This is a genomic window from Enterobacter sp. A8 (genome assembly GCF_004296595.1).
GTDB classification, from domain to species: Bacteria; Pseudomonadota; Gammaproteobacteria; order Enterobacterales; family Enterobacteriaceae; genus Enterobacter; species Enterobacter cloacae.
The window spans coordinates 110,775-133,783 of the sequence record NZ_SCMF01000004.1 but is presented as its reverse complement, the minus strand read 5'-3'; the positions used below and the strand labels follow the sequence as shown (position 1 = coordinate 133,783).

The 23,009-nt window shown below is 58.2% G+C and carries 20 protein-coding genes; 6 read left to right on the top strand and 14 right to left on the bottom strand.

The window, feature by feature from the left end; genetic code table 11:
• Positions 1–61: 61 nt before the first annotated feature.
• Entirely contained in the window at positions 62–2,446 is a 2,385-nt protein-coding gene (locus tag EQV24_RS16295) for a family 20 glycosylhydrolase (protein ID WP_129328250.1), read from the bottom strand.
• 328 nt (positions 2,447–2,774) lie between these two features.
• Positions 2,775–5,483: a magnesium-translocating P-type ATPase gene (gene mgtA / locus EQV24_RS16290; protein ID WP_129318137.1), complete on the bottom strand. Its 2,709-nt coding sequence runs from the start codon at positions 5,481–5,483 to the stop codon at positions 2,775–2,777.
• A 391-nt stretch (positions 5,484–5,874) separates the two neighbouring features.
• Here mgtA and treR point away from each other — a divergent pair, with 391 nt between their 5' ends.
• The 5 genes from treR (at position 5,875) to nrdG (ending at position 13,162) form a co-directional block, all read left to right on the top strand.
• On the top strand, positions 5,875–6,822 hold the full coding sequence (treR, locus tag EQV24_RS16285) for a trehalose operon repressor TreR (RefSeq protein ID WP_114519152.1): 948 nt from the start codon (positions 5,875–5,877) through the stop codon (positions 6,820–6,822).
• Between the two features lie 127 nt (positions 6,823–6,949).
• Entirely contained in the window at positions 6,950–8,368 is a 1,419-nt protein-coding gene (gene treB / locus EQV24_RS16280; protein ID WP_038420863.1) for a PTS trehalose transporter subunit IIBC, read from the top strand.
• Between the two features lie 51 nt (positions 8,369–8,419).
• Positions 8,420–10,063, top strand: coding sequence for an alpha,alpha-phosphotrehalase (treC, locus tag EQV24_RS16275; RefSeq protein WP_130626818.1), 1,644 nt, complete (start codon positions 8,420–8,422; stop codon positions 10,061–10,063).
• Positions 10,064–10,436: 373 nt separating this feature from the next.
• Positions 10,437–12,575 (top strand): anaerobic ribonucleoside-triphosphate reductase, encoded by a 2,139-nt coding sequence (gene nrdD / locus EQV24_RS16270; RefSeq protein WP_013095357.1) that lies wholly within the window; start codon positions 10,437–10,439, stop codon positions 12,573–12,575.
• 122 nt (positions 12,576–12,697) lie between these two features.
• The gene (nrdG, locus tag EQV24_RS16265; RefSeq protein WP_013095356.1) at positions 12,698–13,162 is read left to right on the top strand and encodes an anaerobic ribonucleoside-triphosphate reductase-activating protein; all 465 of its coding nucleotides are present in this window, start codon (positions 12,698–12,700) and stop codon (positions 13,160–13,162) included.
• Positions 13,163–13,165: 3 nt separating this feature from the next.
• On the opposite strand, the gene EQV24_RS16260 is transcribed toward nrdG, so the two are convergent.
• The 12 genes from EQV24_RS16260 to EQV24_RS16205 form a co-directional block, all read right to left on the bottom strand.
• Positions 13,166–13,450, bottom strand: coding sequence for a type II toxin-antitoxin system RelE/ParE family toxin (locus EQV24_RS16260; RefSeq protein WP_058684032.1), 285 nt, complete (start codon positions 13,448–13,450; stop codon positions 13,166–13,168).
• Positions 13,440–13,682: a type II toxin-antitoxin system RelB/DinJ family antitoxin gene (locus tag EQV24_RS16255; protein ID WP_008501400.1), complete on the bottom strand. Its 243-nt coding sequence runs from the start codon at positions 13,680–13,682 to the stop codon at positions 13,440–13,442. Before EQV24_RS16255 ends, EQV24_RS16260 begins: the two co-directional genes overlap by 11 nt.
• A 77-nt stretch (positions 13,683–13,759) precedes the next feature.
• On the bottom strand, positions 13,760–15,670 hold the full coding sequence (locus tag EQV24_RS16250; RefSeq protein WP_130626817.1) for a PRD domain-containing protein: 1,911 nt from the start codon (positions 15,668–15,670) through the stop codon (positions 13,760–13,762).
• A 19-nt stretch (positions 15,671–15,689) separates the two neighbouring features.
• Positions 15,690–16,826 carry a lactonase family protein gene (locus EQV24_RS16245; protein ID WP_130626816.1) on the bottom strand — a complete coding sequence of 379 codons (1,137 nt, stop codon included), beginning with the start codon at positions 16,824–16,826 and terminating at the stop codon, positions 15,690–15,692.
• A gap of 120 nt (positions 16,827–16,946) precedes the next feature.
• Positions 16,947–17,687 (bottom strand): KDGP aldolase family protein, encoded by a 741-nt coding sequence (locus EQV24_RS16240; protein WP_094916329.1) that lies wholly within the window; start codon positions 17,685–17,687, stop codon positions 16,947–16,949.
• On the bottom strand, positions 17,684–18,802 hold the full coding sequence (locus tag EQV24_RS16235; protein WP_061771435.1) for a DgaE family pyridoxal phosphate-dependent ammonia lyase: 1,119 nt from the start codon (positions 18,800–18,802) through the stop codon (positions 17,684–17,686). Before EQV24_RS16235 ends, EQV24_RS16240 begins: the two co-directional genes overlap by 4 nt.
• Positions 18,786–19,919, bottom strand: coding sequence for an amidohydrolase/deacetylase family metallohydrolase (locus EQV24_RS16230; RefSeq protein WP_038418558.1), 1,134 nt, complete (start codon positions 19,917–19,919; stop codon positions 18,786–18,788). Before EQV24_RS16230 ends, EQV24_RS16235 begins: the two co-directional genes overlap by 17 nt.
• Positions 19,920–19,961: 42 nt before the next feature.
• Positions 19,962–20,603 (bottom strand): DUF4310 family protein, encoded by a 642-nt coding sequence (locus tag EQV24_RS16225; RefSeq protein WP_013095350.1) that lies wholly within the window; start codon positions 20,601–20,603, stop codon positions 19,962–19,964.
• Positions 20,604–20,616: 13 nt separating this feature from the next.
• On the bottom strand, positions 20,617–21,393 hold the full coding sequence (locus EQV24_RS16220; RefSeq protein ID WP_006810337.1) for a DUF4311 domain-containing protein: 777 nt from the start codon (positions 21,391–21,393) through the stop codon (positions 20,617–20,619).
• 22 nt (positions 21,394–21,415) lie between these two features.
• Positions 21,416–21,715: a DUF4312 family protein gene (locus tag EQV24_RS16215; RefSeq protein ID WP_006810338.1), complete on the bottom strand. Its 300-nt coding sequence runs from the start codon at positions 21,713–21,715 to the stop codon at positions 21,416–21,418.
• 2 nt (positions 21,716–21,717) lie between these two features.
• Complete coding sequence (locus tag EQV24_RS16210; RefSeq protein ID WP_006179053.1) at positions 21,718–22,080, bottom strand: SFCGS family glycine-rich protein; 363 nt, start codon at positions 22,078–22,080, stop codon at positions 21,718–21,720.
• A gap of 10 nt (positions 22,081–22,090) precedes the next feature.
• Positions 22,091–22,429, bottom strand: a complete 339-nt coding sequence (locus EQV24_RS16205) for a glycine dehydrogenase (protein WP_028027887.1) — start codon at positions 22,427–22,429, stop codon at positions 22,091–22,093.
• Positions 22,430–22,845: 416 nt separating this feature from the next.
• Here EQV24_RS16205 and EQV24_RS16200 point away from each other — a divergent pair, with 416 nt between their 5' ends.
• Positions 22,846–23,001 (top strand): Hok/Gef family protein, encoded by a 156-nt coding sequence (locus tag EQV24_RS16200; protein WP_020688727.1) that lies wholly within the window; start codon positions 22,846–22,848, stop codon positions 22,999–23,001.
• Positions 23,002–23,009: the final 8 nt, after the last annotated feature.

Sequence of the window (23,009 nt, the reverse complement as noted above, 5' to 3'; positions counted from 1 at the left end):
GGAACCGATCGAGCCCCTCGCCCCTTTGGGGAGAGGGGTTGGGGTGAGGGGTAAGGGTTGTCTACTGATTCCGCGTCGCGCGCAGCAGCGTCTCCAGCGGGTACACCGCCGCAATCACCACTTCGTCCTGAACCTTCGCCGCGTTATCCAGCTCGCTCTGAATTGAGGCGATCTCTTTATCGTCCAGCGTGCCCTGACGCGCCACCAGATCGGTGAGCCTCAGGCCAATCGAGGCCAGCTTATCCACCTCCTGAATCACCGGCTTGATCGCCTTCAGCTGATAGCTGTTTTCACTCAGTGCCAGCGCGTCGCTGGTATTGCTCTGCCAGCGGTTAAACACATGGCGCAGCGCGTCGGCACTTTCGGTATCCTCGGCGTCGCTCACCAGACGGTCGACCCATTTGTTCATCTGGCGCACGGTGGCGCTTTCGGCGTTCAGCGCATCCGCGAAGCGGTTGAGCGGCTCAAACTGATGGTAGTTTCCGGCCTGGAATTTGAGATGCTGACGAGTGTAATACTGCGCAGGCTCCACCGCCTGGGCGAGGATTTGCAGCGGCAGCGTATCGGCATTCCCGGCAAGGCGCGTGAATTGCACCTGCTGCTGGGTGTGCTGCTGCAGCCCGACCGAGACCGTCGACCAGCTGTCCATCGCCTGCAGGCGGGTGTACATGTTGTCGACATCGGTAACATCCTGCGCGGACCATAACCGCTCCGCCACCGCAAAGGTACGCGGCCACAGACGGATATCCAGCACCGGTGCCACCACGTTTTCCGCCCACAGCGCGGCTTCTCCGCCAAGCAGATTAACCTGATGCGCGATATCTGGTACCACCGGCGGAGTGCCTTTAGGGACCTCATCAAGACGCGTGCCGCTGATCGGGTAGCGGACATTCCCCACCAGGAAATAACCCGTGAGCTTATCGTTATCAACCGACACCACCGGGCGCGTTTCGCCCATCCAGGTATCAACGGTAAACGTCACCTGATTGTCATCGCGCCACGCAATGTTATCCACCGCGCGGCGGGACTTGCCGGCAAAATCAATAAATCCGCGCCAGCCGGACTCCCCTTTCACCAGCGTAAAGCTGCCTTCGACCGGCTTGCCTTTCAGACGCGGCATGGAGAAGGCCCAGCTCTGGGCGCTGTCGGTGTCGGCAATCACGTCCACGCCGTTTAAAGCCTGCGGCACGATCTCATTGCGGTAGTGGTAAGCGGTGGACTGCGGCTGATCGAGATAGAAGCCCGTCGAGAGGATCCCTTTGTAGCCGTTCTGCGCCACCTGTCCCAGCGCATCCTGCCCCTGCCAGGACTGGATCAGAATGCTTTTGGGCAGATCGGGATGGTAGATCTCATCCCAGCCCACCATCTGCCGGTGGTGTTTTTCAAGGATCGTTTCCAGCTTGCGGTTGAAATACGCCTGCAGCGCGTGGCTGTCCGCCAGCTTGTGGTCGCGCATAAACTGCTGAATGGCCGGATTCGCTTTCCACTGGCTGTCGTCCACCTCATCGCCACCGATGTGCAGATAAGGATCGGGGAAGATCGCCGCCAGTTCGCTGACCATCGTGTCAGCAAAGGCGTAAGTGGCCTCTTTGGTCGGATCCAGCACCGGCTTTAAGACTCCCCAGTGGCGCTCCATTTCGTACGGCCCCGGCGCGCTCATCAGCGCCGGGTAGGCCACGGCAATGGCCGAGGCGTGGCCTGGCATATCGATCTCCGGCACCACGCGGATACCGCGCTCGGCAGCATAGCGGACAATCTCGCGCATCTGCTCTGGCGTGTAGAACAGCCCGTCGCTGGCAAGCTGGGTCAGCTTAGGATAGCGCTTTGAGCTGAAACGCCAGCCCTGATCGTCGGTTAAATGCCAGTGCAGCACGTTGAGTTTTGCCGCGGCCATACCGTCGATCTGGCGTTTGATATCCGCCAGCGGGATAAAGTGGCGCGCCGAGTCCAGCAGCAGCCCGCGCCACGGGAAGCGCGGGGAATCTTCAATGGTCACCCACGGTACAGAGGTGTTTTCCGCGCCGTTTTGCACTAGCTGGAGCAGCGTTTCCATGGCACGCAGCGCGCCGAAACGGGTATTGGCGGAGATATCCACCCCGTTGGCATCCACCGTCAGCCTGTAGCTTTCGTCGCTGTCCGGCAGCGGCTGCGGCTTCACTTTTTTGGCGATGGCAATGCGGATGGTCGGTTTTTCGGGTTTGTCGGCCTGCGGCTGCAGCGTCCAGCCGGTTTGCAGGGCAATGCGCTGGCGCAGGCGGTTAACGGCGTCACCGAGATCGTCTCCGCTGACGCTTACGGAGAGTTGATTATTAAGCACCAGCGCGCCCTGAGTGGTCGGGCGTTCAACCTTCGCAGGCCAGGGCATCAGGGGAAGATCGCCTGCCGGGGCGGCAAACGCTGACGCGCCGAGCAGCAGCCCGGCGGTTAAGAGGCTGTACCGTAACATGAATGTTCCTTATCTGACGGGCCAAATATCCCCGTCATACTTCAAGTTGCCTGTGCGTTGGCTGCACTCGTTCACCCCGGTCACTTACTTATGTAAGCTCCCGGGGATTCACTCCCTTGCCGCCTTCATGCAACTCGAATTATTTAGGGTATAAAGGCAAAACATTCTGTTAACATGCGCTCAATTTGTCGTCAAGCGAATGCGCCGACGGAGATCACAGGTTGTTGAATTTGAGAGAAAAGCTATTGCCCGGTGGCGCTGCGCTTACCGGGCCTACGTTTCGGGTAGTAGGCCGGGTAAGGCGAAGCCGCCACCCGGCTAACATAACTTACTGCCAACCATACCGACGCGCGTAAAACCCTTTCACCATCTGCGTCAGCACCATATAGCCCGCGAGGATCGCCACCAGCCACGGGAAGTAGCTCAGCGGTAAGGCCTGCAGCTGCAGGTAGCTGGCCAACGGTGAGAACGGCAGCGCAATGCCGAGCGCCATCACAATCCCCGTCATCACAATCAGCGGCCAGGCGGCTCGGCTCTGGATGAACGGAATACGACGGGTGCGGATCATATGCACAATCAGCGTTTGCGACAGCAGCCCCACCACGAACCAGCCAGACTGGAACAGGGTCTGATGTTCCGGTGTATTGGCGTGGAACACAAACCACATCAGGCAGAAGGTCAGGATGTCAAAGATGGAGCTGATCGGGCCAAAGAAGAGCATAAAACGCCCCAGATCCGCCGGGTTCCAGCGCTGCGGCTTCTGGATCTGCTCGTCATCGACGTTATCAAACGGGATCGCCACCTGAGAGACATCGTACATCAGGTTCTGGATCAGCAGATGCAGCGGCAGCATCGGCAGGAACGGCAGAAACGCGCTCGCTACCAGCACGCTGAAGACGTTACCGAAGTTGGAGCTGGCGGTCATTTTGATGTATTTCAGCATGTTGGCAAAAGTCCGACGCCCTTCGATCACGCCCTCTTCCAGCACCATCAGGCTCTTTTCCAGCAGGATGATGTCTGCCGCTTCGCGGGCGATGTCCACCGCCCCGTCCACGGAGATACCGATATCCGCCGCACGCAGCGCGGGCGCATCGTTGATGCCGTCGCCCATAAAGCCCACCACGTGCCCTTCCCGACGCAGCAGGGTGACGATACGCTCTTTATGCATCGGCGTCAGGCGGGCAAACAGCGTGGTGTGCCGGGCAAGCTGAGCCAGCTCGTCGTCACTGAGGTGTTCGATATCGCTGCCTACCACCACGTCACCCGCGTCCAGCCCCACTTCGTGGCACACTTTGGCGGCCACCAGCTCGCTGTCGCCGGTAAGGATTTTCACGGTGATCCCGCTGGCCTTCAGCGCTTTCAGCGCCGGAGCGGTGGTCTCTTTCGGCGGATCGAGGAATGCGATATAACCCTCTAGGATCAGATCGGATTCGTCGATACGCTGATAGTCTCCCTCGCGTGCAGGCAGGAATTTGCTCGCCACCGCCACCACCCGCAGCCCCTGACGGTTCAGGTTATCCGTGACGCGTTTGATGCGGCGCAGCATGGTGTCGTCCAGCGGCACGATGTCGCCGTTGTAATGCACCTGGGTGGAAACATTGAGGATCTCCTGCAACGCGCCTTTGCAGATCAGCTGGTGCACATCCGGCTGCTCGCTGACCACCACCGACATCCGGCGGCGCTCAAAATCGAACGGGATCTCATCCACCTTCTGCCAGCGGCCAGAGAGTGAGCGGGCAGACTCTTCATCCACCCCTTCCAGCACCGCAACATCGAGCAGATTTTTCAGCCCGGTCTGGTAGTGGCTGTTCAGCCAGGCGCTGTGCAGCACGCGTTCGCTGGTTTTACCGGCGATATCGGTGTGGTTCTCCAGCACGATTTTATCCTGCGTCAGCGTGCCGGTTTTGTCGGTGCAGAGAATGTCCATCGCGCCAAAGTTCTGAATGGCGTCGAGGTGTTTGACGATTACCTTCTGTTTTGACAACTTCACCGCCCCGCGCGCCAGGGTGGAGGTGACAATCATCGGCAGCATTTCCGGCGTTAAGCCAACCGCCACGGAGAGCGCAAACAGCGCGGCTTCCCACCAGTCGCCTTTGGTGTAGCCGTTGATCAGCAGCACAATCGGCGTCATCACCATCATAAAGCGGATCAGCAGCATGCTGACGCGGCCAATCCCTTTCTGGAACGCGTTCGGCTCGCTCTCCTGCTCTGTCACACGTCCGGCAAGCTGGCCAAACCAGGTATTGCCGCCGGTGGCGGTGACAATCGCCTGCGCCGTGCCGCTGACCACCGTGGTGCCCATAAAGCACAGGGTGTCGCACTCAAGCGGGTTCATCTGCTGCGGATCGCGAGTTCGCGCCACCTTTTCCACCGGCAGGGACTCCCCGGTGAGCGAGGCCTGGGCCACGAACAGATCGCGCGCCTGGATGATGCGTAAATCCGCCGGGATCATATCCCCGGCGGCGAGCTTCACCAGATCGCCCGGCACCAGCTGGTCGATGGGCAGTTCGACCCAGGCGTTTTCACCCAGATCGTTAATGACTCGCGACACGGTCGCGGTGTTGCTGACCATCGCCTTCAGGGCATCCGCCGCTTTGGTAGAGCGCGCTTCCTGAATAAAGTTCAGCAGCGTGGAGATCCCCACCATCAGGGCGATAACGCCTGCGGCAAACAGATCTTCAGTGGCATAAGAGATAATGCCCAGCACCGTCAGTAGCAGGTTGAAGGGGTTGCGGTAGCAGATCCACAGATGCACCCACCACGGCGCTGGCTTTTGCGCCGGGATAAGATTATCGCCATGCACGGCCCGGATTTTTTGCACTTCAGCCGCATTCAGCCCTTCCGGGTGTCCGTTAAAGGCGCGCCAGACTTCGTTCTCATCCATCGCCGCCACGTTAAGGCAACGCTCGGTCAGGCTGGCGGGAATAGTGGCGCCGGAGAAATTTTTGCCGTTTGGCAGCGGATCGCGCTGAACCAGACGGTGTGGCAGGTGGCGGCTCAGCAGCGCCTGCAGCTGCCGGTTGATATTTTTAAACATAGTCATTCCCCCGCATCCGCCAGGGCGGACGCAGTCATTCCTGCAGGCGTGGCAAAGCCGTACCTGACAGGCACTTAAATTTTCAAGCAGGAACGTTCAGAACGTTGCTGCCTCACATCACCAGTGAGACAGCACAAGGCTGGCTTACCGGAAAGAAGGGGTTCTCCTGGTCAGGAGAGGTGTGGGATCGGGATCCATGTCGCCTCCGGTAAGTAAAAATAAGGGGTACGCCGCGCAGTATAAGGATTTAACCGTACCCTAAGCGGCGCGTCGGGCGGTATTATACCCACCCTCAAATAAACCGAACGTAAACCAGACTTTGCCCATAGCGAATTAGCGCTATAGCATTAGGCTCATTTGACACCGTTATCGTTGTTACAGGGAATACAGCATGCAAAACCGCCTTACGATTAAAGACATTGCGCGTTTAAGCGGCGTGGGGAAATCCACCGTGTCGCGCGTGCTGAATAACGAGAGCGGTGTCAGCGAACGCACGCGCGAGCGCGTCGAGGCGGTGATGAATCAGCACGGGTTTTCCCCTTCCCGTTCCGCACGCGCCATGCGCGGACAGAGCGATAAAGTGGTCGCCATTATTGTCTCGCGTCTGGATTCCCTCTCTGAAAACCTCGCCGTACAAACCATGCTGCCCGCCTTCTATGAGCAGGGTTACGATCCAATCATGATGGAGAGCCAGTTCTCACCACAGCTGGTGGAAGAGCATCTGGGGATGCTGGCGCGACGCAACATCGACGGGGTGGTCCTGTTTGGCTTTACCGGCATTAAAGAGGAGATGCTCAAACCCTGGCAACCCTCGCTGGTCTTGCTGGCACGCGATGCCCACGGATTTGCGTCCGTCTGCTATGACGATGAAGGGGCGATTATTACCCTGATGCAGCGCCTGTACGAAAAAGGCCATCGTCATATCAGCTATCTTGGCGTACCGCACTCGGACGTCACCACCGGCAAACGCCGTCACGAAGCCTATCTGGCGTTTTGCAAAAAGCACAACCTCTCTGCCGTGGCCTCCCTGCCCGGGCTTGGCATGAAGCAGGGCTATGAGCAGGTCGCCAGCGTGCTGACCCCGCAGACCACCGCGCTGGTGTGCGCGACCGACACCCTGGCGCTGGGTGCGAGCAAATATTTACAGGAACAGCGCATCGACGAGCTGCAGGTTGCCAGCGTAGGCAGTACCCCGCTGATGAAGTTCCTGCACCCGGAGATCATCACCGTCGATCCGGGCTACGCCGAGTCCGGCCGTCAGGCGGCCGCACAGCTGATTGAGCAGATCAACGGGCGCGCAGAACCCCGCCAAATCGTCATTCCCGTCCATCTTTCATAACCACCATAAATCGGTTTATTGTGATCTTCGCCCGATTTCGGGAACGTTCCCATTTTCGCCGTCCCGCTGAAGGAGTAGGCTTGCGCTCAGGTCATTACACCCCTCCCATCTGTCATGAGGTTTCATGATGAGTAAAGTCAAACAAGCAGATATCGATCAGCTGATCGTCCTGGTGGGCGGTCGCGAAAACATCGCGACGGTCAGCCATTGTATTACCCGCCTGCGCTTCGTGCTGAACGATCCGGCCAAAGCCAATCCGAAAGCGATTGAAGCGCTTTCGATGGTGAAAGGCTGCTTCACCAACGCCGGGCAGTTCCAGGTGGTTATTGGTACCGAAGTGGGCGATTACTATCAGGCTCTGCTCGCCACTACCGGGCACAACGCGGCAGATAAAGAGCAGGCCAAAAAGGCCGCGCGCCAGAATATGAAATGGCACGAGCAGCTTATCTCCCACTTCGCAGAGATCTTCTTCCCGCTGCTGCCAGCGCTGATCAGCGGGGGCTTAATTTTAGGCTTCCGTAACGTCATCGGTGATGTGCCGATGAGCGACGGCAAAACCCTGGCGCAGATGTACCCGGCGCTGAAAACCATTTACGACTTCCTGTGGCTGATTGGCGAAGCGATCTTCTTCTATCTGCCGGTGGGGATTTGCTGGTCCGCCGTGCGTAAAATGGGCGGTACCCCGATTCTGGGTATCGTGCTCGGCGTAACGCTGGTCTCTCCGCAGTTAATGAACGCTTACTTACTTGGTCAGCAGGCGCCGGAAGTGTGGAACTTTGGCCTGTTCACCATCGCCAAAGTGGGTTATCAGGCGCAGGTTATCCCGGCATTGCTGGCGGGTCTGGCGCTGGGCTTTATTGAAACGCGCCTGAAACGCATCGTGCCAGATTACCTCTATCTGGTGGTGGTGCCGGTCTGCTCGCTGATCCTGGCGGTGTTCCTGGCGCACGCCTTTATCGGTCCGTTTGGCCGCATGATCGGCGACGGTGTGGCCTTTGCCGTCCGTCACCTGATGACCGGCAGCTTCGCGCCGATTGGTGCCGCGCTGTTCGGCTTCCTGTACGCCCCGCTGGTGATCACCGGCGTACACCAGACCACGCTGGCGATTGATATGCAGATGATCCAGAGCCTTGGCGGCACGCCGGTCTGGCCGATTATCGCGCTGTCTAACATCGCTCAGGCATCTGCCGTAACGGGCATTATTCTGGTCAGCCGTAAGCATAACGAGCGTGAAATTTCCGTTCCGGCCGCCATCTCCGCGTATCTCGGGGTCACCGAACCGGCGATGTACGGTATCAACCTGAAATACCGCTTCCCGATGCTCTGCGCCATGATCGGCTCGGGTCTGGCGGGTCTGGTGTGTGGTCTCAACGGCGTGATGGCAAACGGCATCGGCGTTGGTGGCCTGCCGGGTATTCTCTCCATTCAGCCCGCCTTCTGGCAGGTGTTTGCCCTGGCGATGGCCATCGCGATCATCGTCCCTATGGCGCTCACCACCGTGGTTTACCAGCGTAAGTTCCGTCAGGGCGCGCTGCAGATTGTTTAACTTCATCTTTCGGGGCGCAGTTGCGCCCCTTCGCATTTGCAGGAACGCACTATGAATACCCTTCCTCACTGGTGGCAGAACGGAGTCATCTATCAGATTTACCCAAAAAGTTTTCAGGACACGACCGGCAGCGGCACCGGCGATTTGCGCGGCGTGACGCAGCGGCTGGACTACCTGAAAACCCTCGGTATTGACGCCATCTGGCTGACGCCGTTTTACATCTCCCCGCAGGTGGATAACGGCTACGACGTGGCGAATTACACCGCCATCGACCCGGCGTACGGCACGCTGGATGACTTTGACGAGCTGGTCGCCCAGGCGCATGAACGCGGCATTCGCATCGTGCTGGATATGGTGTTTAACCACACGTCAACCCAGCACGCCTGGTTCCGTGAATCACTGAATAAAGCCAGCCCGTACCGCCAGTTTTATATCTGGCGCGACGGCACGCCGGAGCAGCTTCCCAACAACTGGCGCTCCAAATTCGGCGGCAGCGCCTGGCGCTGGCACGCCGAGAGCGAGCAGTATTATCTGCACCTCTTCGCCCCGGAGCAGGCGGATCTCAACTGGGAGAATCCGGCCGTGCGCGCTGAACTGAAAAAGGTGTGCGAGTTCTGGGCCGATCGCGGCGTGGACGGCCTGCGTCTGGATGTGATTAACCTGATTTCGAAAGACCAGGCTTTCCCGAATGACGATATTGGCGACGGTCGCCGCTTCTACACCGATGGGCCGCGCATTCATGAATATCTCCAGGAGATGAGCCGCGACGTCTTTACGCCGCGTAATCTGATGACGGTGGGCGAGATGTCCTCCACCTCTCTGGAGAACTGCCAGCAGTATGCGTCTCTCGACGGGCGCGAGCTGTCGATGACCTTTAACTTCCATCATCTGAAGGTGGATTACCCCGGCGGCGAAAAATGGACGCTGGCAAAACCGGATTTCGTGGCGCTGAAAACCCTCTTCTACCACTGGCAGCAGGGGATGCATAACAAAGCGTGGAACGCGCTGTTCTGGTGTAACCACGATCAGCCGCGTATTGTGTCGCGCTTTGGCGATGAAGGCGAATACCGCGTACCGGCGGCGAAGATGCTGGGCATGGTGCTGCACGGGATGCAGGGCACGCCGTATATCTATCAGGGTGAAGAGCTTGGCATGACCAACCCGCACTTCAGCCGTATCACCGATTACCGCGACGTGGAAAGCCTGAACATGTTCGCCGAACTGCGGGCTAACGGCCGCGATCCGAACGAACTCCTGGCGATTCTGGCGAGTAAGTCGCGCGATAACGGGCGCACACCGATGCAGTGGGATGCCTCGCACAATGCGGGTTTTACCGAAGGTGAGCCGTGGATTGGCGTCTGCGACAACTACGAGACGGTGAACGCCCGCGCGGCGCTGGACGATCCCGATTCGGTGTTTTATACCTACCAGTCGCTGATTCGCCTGCGCAAAACCCTGCCGGTGCTGACGTGGGGCGATTATCAGGATCTGCTGCCGGAACATCCGTTCCTGTGGTGTTATCGCCGCCAGTGGCAGGGGAAAACCCTGGTGGTGGTGGCTAACCTCAGCCATCAGTCTCATGAATGGGAATCTGATGTTCTCAGCGGTGAGTGGCAGGCCGTCATGAGTAACTACCCGGCCCCACACACCGCCACGCTACGTCCGTTTGAAGCCGTCTGGTGGCTACAGGCGTAATCTCCCGCCGGGCGTAATAGCAGCGCCCGGCTTACTTTACTGTTTTTGTTGAATAATTAATCAGATTTTTCCTTTGCGGATTTACATTCGCTCCAGCGCCCGCCGTTTGTACTCTCGTCTTTTTACTTTGTTCTGAATCAAAAAAATCGCAAACATGTTTGATGCAAATCACTATATGTAGCACTTAAAATGCTGGCCGACCCAACATCTTGTATTTATCGTCTACTATTCCAACAACAACACGGCGACTCCGCTCTCCGGGATTGTGGATAACAAGGGTCGGGAACGCGGGAAGTCATTGGGCTGGCTGATAATCCACCCGGTGCATACTTCCCCACCTCTGTGGATAACCTGTTTTTAAAATGGAGTGATCATGACACCGCATGTGATGAAACGTGATGGCTGTAAAGTGCCGTTTAAATCAGAGCGCATTCAGGAAGCCATTCTGCGTGCAGCTAAAGCAGCGGGAGTCGATGACGCAGATTACTGCGCCACCGTCGCAGACGTCGTTAGCCGCCAGATGAACGAACGCAGCCAGGTGGATATCAGCGAGATCCAGACTGCGGTTGAGAACCAGCTGATGTCTGGTCCTTACAAGCAGTTAGCGCGCGCATACATTGAGTACCGCCACGACCGCGACGTCCAGCGTGAAAAGCGCGGCCGCCTGAATCAGGAAATCCGGGGTCTGGTCGAGCAGACCAACTCCGCCCTGCTCAATGAAAACGCCAATAAAGACAGCAAGGTGATCCCGACCCAGCGCGATCTGCTGGCCGGTATCGTGGCTAAACACTACGCCCGTCAGCATCTGTTGCCGCGCGACGTGGTATCGGCGCACGAGCGCGGTGAGATCCACTACCACGATCTCGACTACTCGCCGTTCTTCCCGATGTTTAACTGCATGCTGATCGACCTCAAAGGCATGCTGACCCACGGTTTTAAAATGGGTAACGCCGAGATTGAGCCGCCGAAGTCTATCTCCACGGCGACGGCCGTCACGGCGCAGATTATCGCCCAGGTCGCGAGCCACATTTACGGCGGCACCACCATTAACCGCATTGATGAAGTGCTGGCCCCATTTGTTACTGCAAGCTTTAAGAAGCACCGTAAAACGGCGGAAGAGTGGCAGATCCCCGATGCCGACGGCTACGCCCATTCCCGCACCGAGAAAGAGTGCTATGACGCGTTCCAGTCGCTGGAGTACGAGGTGAACACGCTGCATACCGCGAATGGTCAGACGCCGTTTGTCACGTTCGGCTTTGGTCTGGGAACCAGCTGGGAATCGCGTCTGATTCAGCAGTCCATTCTGCGTAACCGTATCTCCGGTCTTGGCAAAAACCGCAAAACGGCGGTGTTCCCGAAACTGGTATTCGCCATCCGCGACGGCCTGAACCATAAGTTTGGTGACCCGAACTACGACATTAAACAGCTGGCGCTGGAGTGCGCGAGCAAGCGTATGTATCCGGACATTCTGAACTACGACCAGGTGGTGAAAGTCACCGGTTCGTTTAAAACCCCGATGGGATGTCGCAGCTTCCTCGGCGTGTATGAGGACGAAAATGGTGAGCAGGTGCATGACGGCCGCAACAACCTAGGCGTGATCAGCCTGAACCTGCCGCGCATCGCGCTGGAAGCCAAAGGTAATGAAGACGCCTTCTGGGCGCTGCTGGATGAGCGTTTACAGCTGGCGCGTAAAGCGCTGATGACCCGCATCGCCCGTCTGGAAGGGGTCAAGGCACGCGTGGCACCGATCCTCTATATGGAAGGGGCCTGCGGCGTGCGTCTGAAAGCGGACGACGACGTGTCTGAGATCTTCAAAAACGGTCGTGCGTCGATCTCGCTGGGCTATATCGGCATTCACGAAACCATCAACGCCCTGTTTGGCAACACGCATATGTATGACAGCGACGCGCTGCGCGAGAAAGGCATCGCCATTGTTCAGCGCCTGCGCGATGCCGTTGACCAGTGGAAAGAAGAGACCGGTTACGGCTTTAGCCTGTACAGTACGCCGAGCGAAAACCTGTGTGACCGTTTCTGCCGTCTGGACACCGCCGAGTTCGGTATTGTGGAAGGGGTGACTGATAAAGGTTACTACACCAACAGCTTCCACCTGGACGTGGAGAAAAAGGTTAACCCGTACGACAAAATTGACTTTGAAGCGGCCTATCCCCCTATCGCCAGCGGCGGCTTTATCTGCTACGGCGAATACCCGAACATCCAGCACAACCTTAAAGCGCTGGAAGACGTGTGGGATTACAGCTATCAGCACGTGCCGTATTACGGCACCAACACGCCTATCGACGAGTGCTACGAGTGCGGCTTTACCGGCGAGTTTGAGTGTACCAGTAAAGGCTTTACCTGCCCGAAATGCGGCAACCACGATGCGGCCCGCGTATCGGTAACCCGCCGCGTGTGCGGCTATCTTGGCAGCCCGGATGCGCGTCCGTTCAACGCCGGTAAGCAGGAAGAGGTGAAACGCCGCGTGAAGCATTTAGGGAATGGGCAGATCGGGTAAGTTCCGTGTACTCCCCCTCACCCTAGCCCTCTCCCTCAAGGGAGAGGGAACTCTTCCCCCTCTCCTCGTGGGAGAGGGCCGGGGTGAGGGCATCAGCGCGCATACATTCTCTGGACATTTCTATGCGATATCACCAGTACTACCCCGTCGACATCGTTAACGGCCCCGGCACCCGCTGCACTCTTTTTGTCTCAGGCTGCGTGCACGAATGCCCTGGCTGCTACAACAAAAGCACCTGGCGGCTCAATTCCGGCATGCCGTTTACTGCCGAGGTGGAAGACCGGATCATTAACGACCTCAACGACACCCGCATCAAACGCCAGGGGATTTCGCTCTCCGGCGGCGATCCGCTGCATCCGCAAAACGTGCCGGAGATCCTGAAGCTGGTGAAACGCATTCGCCGCGAGTGCGCAGGAAAAGATATCTGGGTCTGGACGGGCTATAAGCTGGACGAGCTGAACGCGCAGCAAAGGGAAGTGGTGGATCTGATTAACGTGCTGGTCGACGGCAAATTTGTACAGGATTTAAAAGACCCGGCGCTTATCTGGCGCGGCAGCAGTAACCAGGTTGTGCATCATTTGCGCTGAACGCTATAGCCGTTTGTTAGCATCGTGATATACGGCTGATTTCTCTCTTTTCCCAATGGCGATGACAACTACCGTTACCACGTTGTCCTGAACCTGATAGACCAAACGGTAACCCTGGGATCTGAGTTTTATTTTGTAGCAATCAGGCAGATTATGCAGACGGGCTGATTCGATCCGGGGGTTTACCAACACCCCGGCAAGTTTCTTCTTGAACTGCTTTTTTACAGTCTCCCCCAGCTTGCTCCACTCCTTTAACGCCCTCGGGTCAAATTCCAGTTCATAAGTCATCCAGACTAACCTTAATTCCCTTTTGCGGATTAGCCAGTCGCTCCCGGACTGTCTGTATCAGCGCATCTTCGCTGTCGCTAATCGTGACCGTTTTCACCGGCATGCGCCCCGTCTCCGCAACGTACTGAAACAGGAGTCGCACGGCTTCTGTTGGGGTGATATTGAGTTTTTCCAGCACGGCATAAGCCTCGTTTTTGAGTTTGTCATCCAGACGGACGTTAAGCGTAGCCATTATGCCTCCAGGCGAATCGAATGTGTAATGCAGTTTAGCATTACATTCGCATTACATCGAATTCTGGATAACGCCTCTCAAAACCGGCTCAAACTCTCCATCGCCACCGCCTTAAACTCGGCAAAATCTCCGCAGCTACAGAGCCGTGACATCGCACGTTCGCGCAGGAAGGTGACGAAAATATCGTAGATCGCCATCGCCTCTTCGTATTCGCTTTTGCTGATGGCGAGCAGGAAGATAACGTGGGCGGTTTCGTCGCCCCACTGGACGCCGTGCGGGGTGAGCACGGTATAGACCACCGTTTTCTGTGCCAGCAGGCCAAGGGAGTGCGGCAGCGCGATGCCGTCGCCGAGCATGGTGCTGACGATGGCTTCACGCTCAACGACCGAGTCGAGGAACTCAGCCCCCACAAAGCCCTCCTCTTCAAGCTGGACGCAGAGTTCGCGGAACAGCGTTTGCTGGTCCACAGGGGCGTTGAGAATACGGAAATGCGCAGCGTCGAAGTATTTATCCAGCATCCACGGACGGGTTCTGTCCACCAGCACCAGCTTGCCAATCTGCTCCAGCTGGTAGTCCGTCGGGAACGGGGCGATCATCACCACCGGCTTAGACTTTTCACTGACGCGGGCAGTCGAGATCACAAAGTCTTCGCTAATGGATTCCGTCTGCTCGTACTCGCGAAGCGTAAGCGTGCGTGTGACCTCAATCTGCGGGTATTTGCGCTGCAGCACCGCCTCAATCATGCGTACCATGGCATTACCGGCATCGCACACCAGCAGCACGCGCGGCTGGCGCTGGTAGCCAATGTTATAGTGGCGCTCCAGCCCGACGCCAATATGCAGCACCAGGAAGCCAATCTCGTTTTCGCTGATCACATACGGCGTGTATTTGCCCCAGCTTGAGACTGCCGCCAGCGTCATATCCCACGCCATCGGATAGTGCTGCTTGATGTTATCCAGCAGCGGATTCGGGATCATGATTTGATACCGCACGCGGGTGATCATGGTTTTGATATGGGTAAGCAGATCCGCATGCAGCTGCTCGTCGCTGAGCAGGTTGTAGTTATAGTGGGTGTTGATATAGCGCAGGATGTAGTTGACCAGCGCTTCGTCGTCATCCGCATTAATGGCACTCGGCGCGATATCCTGGATCTGCCGCGCGGCGATATGCACGCACAGCCAGCTCTCTTCCGAAGGGGAAAGCGCTTTGCCCGCGAGTTGCTGGATGGTCACCGCGATATCTTTCGCCGCGTCACGCACGTTCTCTTCCACATCTTCAGCGTGGAATTCCGGCAGCGGGTACCCCTCGCTGATGCGGCGAACCGACACCGCGCAGTAGAGTCGCAGGAACAGCTCGCCTTCGTCGGTCAGGCGGATGTGATGCCGCGTCAGCGCCTCGTGCAGTACGGGCACCATCTGCTCTGCTACTCCGGCATTGAGCGCCACGTCGGTCACCAGCGGATTCAGGCTGTCCTGCTGGGCCAGCTCCCAGAGCAGATCGGTCAGACAGGCGCGGGTCGCCATCTCACGGCCAAACAGCTTCATGCCATGGCGTGGACGCGTTTCCAGCGTCAGGTTGTAGCGGTGGAACCACTCCCGCACCTCCACCATGTCGCTCTGCAGCGTGGCGCGGCTGACGAACCACTCATCGGCCAGGTCTTCCAGCTTGAGTGAAAACGCCGAGGTGAGAAAACGCACCACCAGATAATGCACGCGCTCCGGCCCGGTACGGGGAATGCGCAGCGCGCGCGGATGGGAAGCCTGTAGCTGCTGATAACGTACCGCATCGTCAATTTTGAGCTGGTAGCCATTGCCGCGGCTGAGAATAAACTGCGCGCCGTGGCTTGCCAGCAGCGCGTTCAGGGCGGAAATATCCGCCCGGACGGTTCGCGTGGAGACCGACAGCCGCTGCGCCAGCTCGTCCTGCGGCAGCGTCTCGTTTTGCAACAGATCGAAAAGTTGCGCTAAACGTTGGTTCGGAAATCGCACGTCGTTGTCCTCTTACTGCTCAGGGTGAAATGACCATCTGGGATGGGCTGCCGACCGGGGTGTAGTCTGACTCAAAGCTTAGCTTGCCGTCCTGACCGACGCGGAAACGGGTAATGTTGTCGCTGCGCTGGTTCATGACGTACAGCCAGCGCCCCTGTTTATCGAGCGTCAGGGTGCGCGGGTAGTCGCCACGCGTCCAGACATCGTCGTGATGCGTCAGCGTGCCCTCCGCTGTTACGGTAAAGTGCCCGATGCTGTTATGCAAACGGTTAGCCACGTACAGCTGTTTACCATCTGCACTCAGCGCCAGTCCGGCCGCAAAACTGGTGCCTTTGTAACCTTCTGGCAGCACGGAGAGCGTTTTGCCCTCTTTCAGCCTGCCGTTGCTGTCCAGCGTATAATGGGTGAGCGTAGACGCCTCTTCGTTAATCAGCCACAGCGCATCCCCCTTCGGCGTAAAGACAAAGTGCCGCGGCCCGGCCCCTTTTGAGGAGGCGCTGATAAACGGCGGATCGTTCGGCGTCAGCTTGCCGGCTCGATCGTCAAAGCGGTACTGATCGATACGATCCAACCCCAGATCGGTGGAAAACACATATTTCCCGCTCGGATCGGCGGCGATCATGTGCGCATGAGGACCATTATGATCGCTGATGGCAAAACTGCCTTCTGCTGCCGCCTCCGGTTTCGCAGCGCCTGGCTCACCCTGATCCTGGTGCCGATCCGTGGCGTCACCCAGGCTGCCATCGGCTTTGATCGGCAGCACTGCGATCGATCCGCTTACGTAGTTCGCCACCAGCAGATGCTGACCGTTCGGCGTGAGCGAAAGATACACCGGCCCCGCACCGCCGGAGGAGACCTGATTCAGCTCGCTCAGCTCGCCGTTATCATCTATCCGCAGCGCCTGCACCACGCCCTGCTCCACTTCGCTTGCCAGATACAGCGTTTTGCCATCGTGCGAGACGGCCAGCTGCGCGGCGTTCGGCAGCTGACTCACCAGCGTTTTATCGCCGAGCGCACCGGTGCTCGGGTCGACGGTAAAGCGGTACAGCCCTTCCCCGTTGGGGTTATAGGTGCCGACCCAGGCGTACTGCGGCTGGGCGATAGCGGCGTTAGCCAGTAAAGAGAGTGAAGCGACAAGCAGGGTACGGGTGTGCATGGTGGCTCCTTCAGGTTTGTGCGGTGTGTTCCCCCCTAACCCTCTCCCCAAAGGGGAGAGGGGACGATTACACCCTCTCCCCTTTGGGGAGAGGGCTGGGGTGAGGGGTAAGGTTTTGTTTTACTTCACCAGCTTCTTCGTCATCGCAAGCAGCGTACGCACATCTTCCGGACGCGTATCGCCGCTGGCTTTATCGATAATCGAACTATAAATATGCGGAATGATTTTGCTCACGCCCGCGTCCAGGGCGATCTGCAGAATCGCCTCGTAGTTTTCCAGATCGATACCCCCGGTCGGCTCCAGCCAGAAGTCGTGACGGGCGCAGGCTTCCGCCACGGCCTGGTATTCGTCACGGCACTTCAGGCCCCCCATCGGGAAGTACTTAATCGAACTGCCGCCAAAGTCTTTCAGCAGGGCGATCGCCGTTTCAACCGGCACAATGCCGTCCGGTGCCGCGCTGCTCAGCGGGCCGGTGGAGATTTTTACCATCCCGACGGTGCCGGTCGGGGAGACCAGACCGTTGACCACCGAATCATTCTGCCCCAGCAGCGCACGGCTGGTGGCTACACCGGTGAAAACCTGGTTAACGTGCTGCGGCTGCACCTGACGGGAGATTTCGCTCACCATCGCCGACTGGTTCGGGTCACCCGCCCCCAGGCCTACCGAGAGCGCGTTATCAATCAGCGCCGCGTACTCGCGCATATCGGCAACCGCACTGGCCACGTCCGGGTAATTTTTGGAGAGCACGCCCACCAGCACGTGACCTTCTGCCGCCTCGTAAATGGCGCTGGCGTTCGCTTTTGAGCCTGCCAGCACGTTCAGGCAGACGCGGTCACGGTAAAAATTGGGGGTCAGTTTCATGCCTTTTTCTCCTGTCCTAACACTTCGCTTATGCGGCGGTACACAATGTTCAGCTGGTCAGCGTTCACGCTGCGCACGTCCGCTTCGATAATCCCTTCGTTGGCCTTGTAGCCGCGGAAATAAATGGCGTATTCGCCCTGCTTCAGGGCATTCACCAGCTCGCCGGTGCCGATGCCGGTTACGGCTTCGTCAAACTTAATCTCGGTACGCGCGATATCGCGACCGGCGCTGTCCCAGACCACGCGCGCGGTAACGCCATTCAGGGTGTTGAGCGCGTCGATAAACGGCGTCATTTTTGCCACCATCTCCGCCCCACTCTCTTTGGTTGCCGTCAGGTAGTGTTCGATGGCGCAGGTCAGGCCGAGGATGCCCTCTTTACCCACCTTCATGGCGCGGCCAATGCCCGCCGTCTGGCGCTTCACCCACTCAACGTACTGGGTCTTGCCGATCACCAGGCCGCTGGTGGGCCCTTCGATCGCTTTCGCGCCGCTGTAGATCACCAGGTCGGCGCCTGAGCGGTAATAGGTATGCAGATCTTCTTCCGCTGCAGCATCGACGATCAGGGGCAGATCGTGTTTGCGCGCCACGACCGCCGCCTGCTCAACGCTGAGCATGCTTTTCTGCACGCAGTGGTGCGATTTGATGTAAAGGATCGCCGCGGTGCGCGGGGTGATGGCCGCCGCCAGCTGCTCGGCTGAGCATTCGTTAGCGTAGCCCGCTTCCACCAGCTTGCCGCCGCCCAGCGCCACCATGGTGCCCACCGGCGCGCCAAAGTTAACGTTGTGCCCTTTCGGCAGCACGATTTCGTTGTTCTCAACTGGAGTGACGTGCAGGTTTTCCAGCAGCCAGTCGCTGTCTTTCACCAGCACTGCCGCCACGGACTGGGCGATGCCCGCGGATGCGCAGGAGACCACCGTCGCGCCCTCCACATCCAGCAGCTTCGCGATGTATTCCCCGGTTTTATTGACCAGATCTTTCATCTCGAAATAGTGATTCATGCCGTCCATCGCCGCCTGCACCACTTCCGGGCGTGGCGTGGAGACACCCAGCGCCGTCATGCGGCCGGAGGTGTTGATGACCTGCTTTAAGTTGTACTTCTCATAAATCGAAGGCATGTTCCGTGCTCCCTTGTTCGGTCATGTAGCCCTTGCCCGCGCGGATCGCGGCAAGCGGCACCAGAATGTGTTCAGCCTGCAGGCTGTCGTTTTCAGCATCCGTCAGCACCGTCGGCTGGCGCTTAAGGGTGAACAGCGTCAGGTCGGCGTCGAGGCCGGGTTCGATACGCCCTTTGCGCGTCAGGCGCAGGCCGTCGGCGGCGTTGGCGGTGACGCAGTCAATCACCTGCGGCAATGACATGCCGATGGCGAGGAATTTCGACATCACGCTCGAAAGCGAGCCCACCGGGCCGTTGATGCGGTTGCGGCAGTAGATATCCGAGCTGATGGTGTGCGGCAGAATGCCCATCGCGATAGCGCGTTTCGCCACTTCAAAGCTGAAGCTCGCCGTACCGTGGCCTACGTCCAGCCGCACACCGCGTTTCAGGGCGGAGGTGATGGAGGCGCGCAGCTCGCCAGAGGGCGTCAGAATGCGGTTTGGTTTGCCGTTGTAGCAGTGGGTAATGATGTCGCCCGAGCTCAGCAGCTCGGCAATTTCGTCGAGGTTAGGCGGGTTATTGCCGATGTGCACCATCAGCGGCAGGTCGCCGTTCTCTTTCTGAATGGCTTTCGCACGCTCCAGCGGCGTAATACCGTTTTCACCCACCACGCTGCTGCTCATGCGCGCTTTCAGCCCGACGATAAAGTCAGGGTGGCGTTTCACCGCCTGCTTCACGGCATCGGCATCAATATTCGCCATATTGGCCAGCTCGTTCTGGGCAATCAGCCCCACGCGGGAGATATTCAGCAGGGCAAAGACCTCGGTTGAGGCTTTGCGGGTGATTTCGTAGAAATCGTCCACGTCGTCGGCACCGGTACTGCCCGCATCCACCACGGTGGTGACGCCGGTAGCGATACCCACGCTGTCCGGTTCGTCGTGGTAAATAGGGGAGTTCGGGTAGCAGTGGACGTGGGAGTCGATCCAGCCTGCGCTGACGAACACGTCACCGTTCAGCTCCACCGTTTTGCGGGCGGGAGCGTCTATGTCGCCTGTTGCGGCAATTTTCCCGTCCAGAATGGCGATATCGGTCAGGGTATCGTCGCTAAGGCGCGCACGGCGCAGGAGTAAATCAAACATGGGGTTCTCCTGATAAGGCGGGCGCCAGCGCGCCCGCAGGTATTAAAGGGCGACCGGGAACAACCAGCCTAAAATCATGGCGCCAAGGATGGCACCGCCGGTGATCGGCTTCTGCCAGATGTAGAACAGCAGCGCGCCCAGCAGGGAACCGACGCCAATCGGAATAGAAGCGGTCATGGCGCTGAGGATAATCAACGGCCCCAGAAAACGACCGGAGGCATTGCCCGCGCCCATCATCACGTCCGCCCCGTAGGTGGAGTTGCTCTGGTTGATGGTGAACTTACGCGCCAGGATGATGACGTAGCCGATCGCCAGACCAATCACCAGGCCGGTAATCAGCGAGGCAATGAAGTTGGTCACCGGGAACATGATCCCCGCGCCCAGCAGCAGTGCTGGCACACCCAGACCCACGCCGGTCTGGATAGCCCCGCCGATGTCGAGGATCCCTACCAGCGATCCTTCGATAATACGGGCGAACAGGAAGCTTGCGCCGAACGCCGCCACTGCGCCGTATACGCCGGTATCAATTCCCGCCTTCAGCATCGCCACGAAGGCCACTTCGTTAAACGCGCCGATGCCGTAAAGGTAGTACATGTGCGTCCCGGCAAACACGCCGGAGGAGAGCAGGCCAACGAAGATCGGGAACGACCAGTCGGCATACCAAAAACCTTTATTCTGTTCCATGTAGAGGCTCCTGTTATTTACCGCTGAGCGAGTTGTGGATCATGTCGAGCCAGTTCGGCACGGTCAGATGGAAGGATTCAATCATCTTCATGTCGAAGCCGCGGAAGAAGCCGCTCAGCACGAAGAGCAGAACGATGGCCGCCATCATCACTTTGGTGACGTGGTTCCAGCCGCTCTCTTCCACGCCTTTACCGATCAGGATCCCCAGTACCAGGCCCGGTACGGCGTTACCCATAATCAGCTGCGCTGCGCCGCCGAAGATGGTCGCCCAGAAGCCGGATTTTTTACCCGCGTCGATGGCCGCCAGCCAGAAGATCACCGGCATCACGGTGTTCACCAGCAGGTTTGCCGCCGGTACCAGCACCTTCACGGCGGTGACCTGCAGTGCGGCCGGAACAGACGAGGCAGTCAGGTTAAGGAAGGTGACAACAATCATGCCGATGATGCCGCAGGCAATCGCCATCTTGCGGGGATCGTGCAGCGTTTCGCCGACGTTACGGTTTTTGATCATCAAGGCTGCAGCACCCCAGTTTGGGATGATGCGGTGGTCTACGTCCTGTGTGAAGGCACCTGCGGCCACGGAAGAGGCCCAGGCGTTAAAGAAGAAGCCTAACCCAAAGGAGAAGTGAGAAGCCGGATCCCCTTCGCAGGAGTTCAGTTCCCCCAACGTACGAAACGCGCCCATACCCTGAGTGGTAGGCGCATGAAACATGCGTGCAGCCCCGGCTCCAACACCGACGCCTACCAGGCCGCCAATGATGAGCGATTTTATTAATATAATTAAGAACATCAGTCTGCCCTTTTATGAATAATCAGCGTTGCGTGACGAAATCCACCTGGTCGAGATTGATGGCGGTCACGTTGACGGTCACATCCAGCTCCACGCTGTAGGTGCGTCTTTCCCGGCGCAAAAAGAAGAACAGAAACGCTTCTTTACGCACCGCTTCTTGCGCCTGAACGACCTGCACATCCTGTGGCTCAATACGCAGTAAGATATGCGGTGAGGCTTTCATCACCGCGGCCTGAACGTGGTTGAGTGCGTCGGCAAAGGCGCGCGCTTTGGCGTCGCCCTTCCCCTTCACTCTCACCGTGGTTGTGAACTGTTCTTTCATGCTTATGCGCCGTGCTTCTTCTGCCACGCCTGCACCAGACGCTCGCCCAGCTCTTCTTTATCCATAAAGCCAAAGCCCAGCACGTTGCAGCCTTCGTTGATGGCGGTCACCCCCTCATCTACGGAGCGCATGCCGTATTTCGCTTTGTAGCCATATTTGGTTTGCGCCGTGATGGCACCCGCGCCGCCGCTGCCGCAGAAGGAGATGCCGAAGGTGGCGTTTTCCGCTTTCATGACGTCGCCGAGTTTCATATCTGCCGCCATACCCGGCACGACAACCGCACGTCCACCCGCTTTTTCCACACCGGCAGCCACTTTCTGGCCTTTACCCAGGCGATCGCCAATCACGACTGTAATCTGTTCCATGTGTTGCTCCTTAAAGGTTGTCTTTCGCGACTTCAAAGTGAACGGAGAGCAGCCAGGCTTCTTCATCAGGAAGGTTGCCAAACTGCGCTACCACTTCACGGGCGAGCCGCATTGAATCCGGTGAAATTTCGTCGAACAGCTCTGCCTCCACTTCCGGCAGCGGCTCGCCGGTCACGGACCGGTGCGCCATCGCGCGGACATGGGAGGTGAGCATCTGTTCCTGTACTGCATTGGGGATGATGTTGTGCCGGGCCAGCAGGGCATAAACCTGCTGCAGCATGGTGTTCGCGAGCTTTTCTGTTTGCTCCGCCTGATCCCCAACGTCGTTCATTACCGCTCCGTTACTCACTGGTCTTACCCCGTTAATGGCTCTGGAATAAAACTAACGTTGGCGATGGCGGGTTTGTAGCGAGTTGTTTTCCACTTCGAAGTGGAAAGGCGAGCCGCAGCAGTGATCTGTGCCACATAAATAGGCTGAATCTGGATAAATCGCTGTATTTACGTGATGAATATCACGTTATCTGACGGCAAATATGGCAAGAGCGAAGCGGAAAAGATTACGAGCCGACTCGTAGAAATGTGACGTGGATAAGGTTTTCTTATGGGGATTCGCTAGAGTGGCGGCGGGTGCTTGAGACTGACCGTCTCAGGCATGGGACGGAAAGTGGAAAGCCCCGCCTGATAAAAAATCAGGGCGGGGGCTCGAAACGACACGTCGGACCGTGGAGTTCGCTACCTCGCCCGCTTTAAAGCAAGGAGGCATCCATGAAACGCCAATCCCCAATTATCCGGGTTTTGATGATTATTGCTTTGACAATAATCATCTTAACGCTGGTGACGAGGAAAACACTGTGCGAGATCCGTTTTCGAAACGGTTCGCTTGAAGTGACAGCGCGGATGGAGTGTCGCTCCGGCCAGTAGGGAGCAAA

Coding starts and splice junctions, on each gene's coding strand:
- treC (WP_130626818.1), top strand. CDS start 8,420: ATGAATACCCTTCCTCACTGGTGGCAGAACGGAGTCATCTATCAGATT.
- nrdD (WP_013095357.1), top strand. CDS start 10,437: ATGACACCGCATGTGATGAAACGTGATGGCTGTAAAGTGCCGTTTAAA.
- EQV24_RS16240 (WP_094916329.1), bottom strand. CDS start 17,687: ATGAAACTGACCCCCAATTTTTACCGTGACCGCGTCTGCCTGAACGTG.
- EQV24_RS16245 (WP_130626816.1), bottom strand. CDS start 16,826: ATGCACACCCGTACCCTGCTTGTCGCTTCACTCTCTTTACTGGCTAAC.
- EQV24_RS16260 (WP_058684032.1), bottom strand. CDS start 13,450: ATGACTTATGAACTGGAATTTGACCCGAGGGCGTTAAAGGAGTGGAGC.
- EQV24_RS16225 (WP_013095350.1), bottom strand. CDS start 20,603: ATGGAACAGAATAAAGGTTTTTGGTATGCCGACTGGTCGTTCCCGATC.
- nrdG (WP_013095356.1), top strand. CDS start 12,698: ATGCGATATCACCAGTACTACCCCGTCGACATCGTTAACGGCCCCGGC.
- mgtA (WP_129318137.1), bottom strand. CDS start 5,483: ATGTTTAAAAATATCAACCGGCAGCTGCAGGCGCTGCTGAGCCGCCAC.
- EQV24_RS16210 (WP_006179053.1), bottom strand. CDS start 22,080: ATGGAACAGATTACAGTCGTGATTGGCGATCGCCTGGGTAAAGGCCAG.
- EQV24_RS16215 (WP_006810338.1), bottom strand. CDS start 21,715: ATGAAAGAACAGTTCACAACCACGGTGAGAGTGAAGGGGAAGGGCGAC.
- EQV24_RS16295 (WP_129328250.1), bottom strand. CDS start 2,446: ATGTTACGGTACAGCCTCTTAACCGCCGGGCTGCTGCTCGGCGCGTCA.
- treR (WP_114519152.1), top strand. CDS start 5,875: ATGCAAAACCGCCTTACGATTAAAGACATTGCGCGTTTAAGCGGCGTG.
- EQV24_RS16230 (WP_038418558.1), bottom strand. CDS start 19,919: ATGTTTGATTTACTCCTGCGCCGTGCGCGCCTTAGCGACGATACCCTG.
- EQV24_RS16220 (WP_006810337.1), bottom strand. CDS start 21,393: ATGTTCTTAATTATATTAATAAAATCGCTCATCATTGGCGGCCTGGTA.
- treB (WP_038420863.1), top strand. CDS start 6,950: ATGAGTAAAGTCAAACAAGCAGATATCGATCAGCTGATCGTCCTGGTG.
- EQV24_RS16200 (WP_020688727.1), top strand. CDS start 22,846: ATGAAACGCCAATCCCCAATTATCCGGGTTTTGATGATTATTGCTTTG.
- EQV24_RS16235 (WP_061771435.1), bottom strand. CDS start 18,802: ATGCCTTCGATTTATGAGAAGTACAACTTAAAGCAGGTCATCAACACC.
- EQV24_RS16255 (WP_008501400.1), bottom strand. CDS start 13,682: ATGGCTACGCTTAACGTCCGTCTGGATGACAAACTCAAAAACGAGGCT.